This is a genomic window from Candidatus Micrarchaeia archaeon (genome assembly GCA_041650355.1).
Classification (GTDB): Archaea; Micrarchaeota; Micrarchaeia; order Anstonellales; family Bilamarchaeaceae; genus JAHJBR01.
Window position 1 is genome coordinate 1 of record JBAZLI010000080.1, and the last position, 3,898, is coordinate 3,898.

Annotated in this window: 6 protein-coding genes; 2 read left to right on the forward strand and 4 right to left on the reverse strand. The window is 51.4% G+C overall.

Annotation, left to right across the window (positions count from 1 at the left end; all coding sequences use genetic code 11):
• Window positions 1–167: 167 nt before the first annotated feature.
• Window positions 168–1,439 (forward strand): translation elongation factor EF-1 subunit alpha, encoded by a 1,272-nt coding sequence (tuf, locus tag WC488_04830; protein ID MFA5077722.1) that lies wholly within the window; start codon window positions 168–170, stop codon window positions 1,437–1,439.
• A gap of 4 nt (window positions 1,440–1,443) precedes the next feature.
• On the forward strand, window positions 1,444–1,752 hold the full coding sequence (rpsJ, locus tag WC488_04835) for a 30S ribosomal protein S10 (protein ID MFA5077723.1): 309 nt from the start codon (window positions 1,444–1,446) through the stop codon (window positions 1,750–1,752).
• A gap of 57 nt (window positions 1,753–1,809) precedes the next feature.
• Here the strand turns inward: rpsJ and WC488_04840 are convergent, their stop codons facing one another.
• The 4 genes from WC488_04840 to WC488_04855 form a co-directional block, all read right to left on the reverse strand.
• Window positions 1,810–2,430 (reverse strand): NADPH-dependent FMN reductase, encoded by a 621-nt coding sequence (locus tag WC488_04840; protein ID MFA5077724.1) that lies wholly within the window; start codon window positions 2,428–2,430, stop codon window positions 1,810–1,812.
• The gene (locus WC488_04845; protein MFA5077725.1) at window positions 2,431–3,021 is read right to left on the reverse strand and encodes a Fe-Mn family superoxide dismutase; all 591 of its coding nucleotides are present in this window, start codon (window positions 3,019–3,021) and stop codon (window positions 2,431–2,433) included.
• A gap of 19 nt (window positions 3,022–3,040) precedes the next feature.
• Window positions 3,041–3,604, reverse strand: a complete 564-nt coding sequence (ahpC, locus tag WC488_04850; GenBank protein MFA5077726.1) for an alkyl hydroperoxide reductase subunit C — start codon at window positions 3,602–3,604, stop codon at window positions 3,041–3,043.
• Between the two features lie 93 nt (window positions 3,605–3,697).
• Window positions 3,698–3,898: phosphoribosylaminoimidazolesuccinocarboxamide synthase (locus WC488_04855; protein ID MFA5077727.1), on the reverse strand; the 201-nt coding region annotated here is incomplete at its 5' end.

The window sequence follows — 3,898 nt, forward strand, 5'->3', positions numbered from 1 at the left end:
TCCGGGGCACATCTGGACAGGGCGCGAATTCGCGCCGCATCCGGGAACCTACGAAATGTTTAAAAACCTCCCCGACATAAACAAGTATACTCTTTTCTAAGATTAACTTCTTAGCAAAAAACATCAGGTTAGATTTGTAAATCTAAAAATAAAAAATGGGTGAAAAAATGGCAGCGAAAGAACATGCAAACATTGTCTTCATCGGGCATGTGGATGCAGGAAAATCCACGACCGTGGGAAGACTCCTGTACGAGACCGGGGCTATTTCAGAGCAGGCGCTCAACAAGCTCAAGGACGAGGCCGCAAAGGTCGGAAAAGCCACGTTCGAGTTCGCGTTCGTGATGGACGAGCTCAAGGAGGAAAGGGAGAGGGGAGTCACTATTGACATTTCGCACAGGGAATTCGAGTCGGCTAAGTACCACTACACCATCATCGACGCCCCGGGGCACAAGGACTTCGTCAAGAACATGATTACGGGCGCAAGCCAGGCTGATGCAGCTACTCTGGTCATTTCGGTGAAAGACGGAGTCCAGCCCCAGACAAAGGAGCACGCGTTCCTCGCGAAGGTGCTCGGAATCAACCAGCTCATAGTGAACATGAGCAAGATGGACGCGGTGAATTACGACCAGGCCAAATACAACGAAATCAAGGCAGAAGTCGAGAAACTGCTCAAAGGGATGGGGTACAAGATGGAAAACGTGCAGTGGGTAGCGGCTTCCTCTTACATGGGGGACAACATCACGAAGAAATCCCCGAACATGCCGTGGTACACCGGCCCGACTCTGCTCGAGGCCCTAGACAAGATAACGCTTCCTCCGAAGCCGGTGGACAAGCCGCTCAGGCTCCCGGTGCAGGACGTATTCACCATCACCGGGCACGGAACAGTGCCTGTGGGAAGGGTGGAAACAGGAAAACTCCAGCTCAACACGCCAGTCATTTTCATGCCTTCGGGTGCGAAGGGGGAAGTGAAGAAGATCGAGATGCACCACCAGGAACTCCAGCAGGCAGGACCTGGCGACAACGTCGGATTCAACGTGAAGGGCGTGGAGAAGAAGGATATCAAGAGAGGGGAGGTCGTCGGGCCGGCAAACAGCCCGCCCAAGGTGGCTGCTGAATACACTGCGCAAATTGTGGTGCTCAACCACCCGACCGCGATTTCGGTCGGATACACACCGGTTATACACATACACACGACGCACTTCGCAGGGAAATTCACCGAGCTTGTGGAGAAGAAGGACCCGAAGACCGGCCAGCCGGTTCCGGGAAAGCCTGATTTCCTCAAGACCGGGGACGTCGCGGTGGTGAAGATACAGCCGCTCAAGCCCATAGTGGTGGAGAAGTTCTCGGACTTCCCGCCGCTCGGAAGGTTCGCAATCAGGGACATGGGCCAGACTGTTGCCGCGGGAATAGTTCTCGACGTTACGGAGAAGAAACAGTGAGTCCATGGCAAGCAAGGTAAAAATAACGCTCAGCGGCGAGAAGCCGAAAAACATCGTGGGAGTGGTAACCCAGATAAAGGAGCTCGCGAAGAACTTCGGAATGAAGATTCGCGGGCCGGTTCCCATGCCCAGGAAGGTTCTGGGCATAACCACAAGGAGGACTCCGTGCGGGGACGGGAGCGACACGTACGAGCACTGGCAGAAGAGGATATCCAAAAGAGTTCTTTACGTCGAAGCGGACGAGAAGAGCATCAGGAACATCCTAAGGATAAAGGTGCCAGATGATGTTTTCGTGAAAATCTCCTTAAGCTGAATTTTCCCTTTTTTATCTTATTTTCATCTTTATCTTGTGCTATTCAGGATTTTCTTTTTATTTCCTCATTGCTAATGTTTCGTCCACCAGGCGCTCTATGCGCTTTTTCACGTCCTCATTCTTCAGGTTTCCATTTTCGAAATCGGCGTCGCTCGCGAAAACCGCGCGGGGGTTGCATATTATGCCGAAATAGTGCATCAGTGCGACCAGCTGGCTGCGCACGAGCTGTGAACTTCCCGGGTTGCTGGACTTTATCATGAAGCCCGCGATTCTTCCCTCCATTGATTTGTAATTCACGAATTCGAAAAGGTTCTTTATCCCGGATGAAAAGACCGCGTCGTAAATCGGGCTTCCTATGAGCAGCACGTCGCTGCTTTCAACCATTTTCACAACTTCAAGGGTTTCTTTCTTGTACTGGACTTCGCTCGCGTAGCCGGAAAAATGCTCCATCCCAAAAACTGAGTTTGGTAAACCACCACTTGCGATGTCTGCAGACGGTTTTTGGGATGCATCGCCGAATGAATCTTCGGCGATGACCATGGGAGTTTTGCCCAAATCTAGATACGCTATTTCGTGCTCGCGTCCGTATTTGGTTCTCGCGTAATCAAATGCGATGTCAGTAAGTTTTCTTGTGAGAGAGTTCACTCTCAGGCTTCCGCATATGATTAATACTTTCATTCAAACACCTGCATTTATGCGCTGGGAAACCGAATCCCAGTCCAAAGATTTGAAGAACGAATTTATGTAATCCGCCCTTTTCAAGCCGTAATCCAGCATGAACGCGTGCTCGAAAACGTCCATCACCAGGAGCGGAACTGCTCCGGAAAGATGACCCGCATCGTGCTCGTTAATCCAGCAGTTGAAGAGCCGGCTTGAATTAGAATCGTAATAAAGCACGACCCATCCTATGCCGCGCATCGCCCCTGTCGCGCGGAAATCCTTTTCCCAATTCTCGTAGGAGCCGAAATCCGCAGCCAGTTTTTTGTGCAGCTGGGAATCCGGTTCAATTTGCGAGCCACCTTTCTTCATGTTCCCGAAATAGAGCTCGTGCAATTTCATTCCGTTGAATTCCCATCCGAACCTCCTTTTGAGTTCCGCGTATTCAGGGGCTGCGGTTTTTCCCTCCCCAACCATTGCGGAAAGCGCATCCGCAAGCTTGTTCGTGTTTGCCACGTAGCCCTGGTAAAGGGTGAAATGGTTTTTCAGCAGCGGGTCGCTGAATCCTTCTGTCCCCAGAAGATGCTCGAAATTCTTCGGTTCAAATGCCATCAGATCACCTTTTCGAACTTTATATTTTGCCTATCAGGTCGAAGCTGGGCTTCAGGGCCTTTTTTCCAGGCTCCCATTTTGCCGGGCACACCTCGCCTGGGTTGCTTCGCACGTAAACCGCGGCCTCAAGCTTCCTGAGGAGCTCCCTGGCGTTCCGGCCGATGTTGTTGTCGTTCATCTCGAACGCCCTGAGGACGCCTTCGGGGTCGACTATGAAGCTTCCGCGCAGGGACAGCCCCTCGTCTTCCAGGTATGTGCCGAATTCCCTGCACAGCTTCCCAGTCGGGTCGGCGAGCATCGGGAACCGTATCTTCGCAATGGAGGGCGAATTGTCGTGCCACGCCTTGTGCACGAACGCAGTGTCCTTGCTCACGCTGAAAACCTCCGCGCCGAGTTTCCTGAATTCCTCGTAAATGTCAGCAGTATCCTCGAGCTCGGTCGGGCATACGAACGTGAAATCAGCCGGATAGAAGATGAAAACCATCCATTTTCCCCTGTAATCCGAGAATTTTACCTTTTTTATTTCGTCATTGTGGAACGCCTCCATCTCAAAATCAGGTATTTTCTGCCTTATAGAAACCATTGTGCCACCCATATCGGTATTGGATATAAGGAATGAGGCGCAACTTGAATAAGAGCTTTTCTGTCCGCGCCCTTTTCCAATGTCTTCGCAGCCTCAGAGATTTTCTCCAGTAATCATCTTATACGCCGCCAAATAGCGCTCCGAAGTCTTCTGCACTATTTCAGGGGGCAGCTTCGGGGCCGGCGGTTCCTTGTTCCAGGTGCTTTTCTCTAAATAATCGCGCAGGAACTGCTTGTCCATGCTTTCCAGGATTCCTTTGTCATATTGTTCCTTGAGCCAATAGCGAGATGAGTC

Excerpts from the sequence above, each read along its gene's own strand:
- ahpC (MFA5077726.1), bottom strand. The coding sequence starts at position 3,604 with ATGGTTTCTATAAGGCAGAAAATACCTGATTTTGAGATGGAGGCGTTC.
- WC488_04845 (MFA5077725.1), bottom strand. The coding sequence starts at position 3,021 with ATGGCATTTGAACCGAAGAATTTCGAGCATCTTCTGGGGACAGAAGGA.
- tuf (MFA5077722.1), top strand. The coding sequence starts at position 168 with ATGGCAGCGAAAGAACATGCAAACATTGTCTTCATCGGGCATGTGGAT.
- rpsJ (MFA5077723.1), top strand. The coding sequence starts at position 1,444 with ATGGCAAGCAAGGTAAAAATAACGCTCAGCGGCGAGAAGCCGAAAAAC.
- WC488_04840 (MFA5077724.1), bottom strand. The coding sequence starts at position 2,430 with ATGAAAGTATTAATCATATGCGGAAGCCTGAGAGTGAACTCTCTCACA.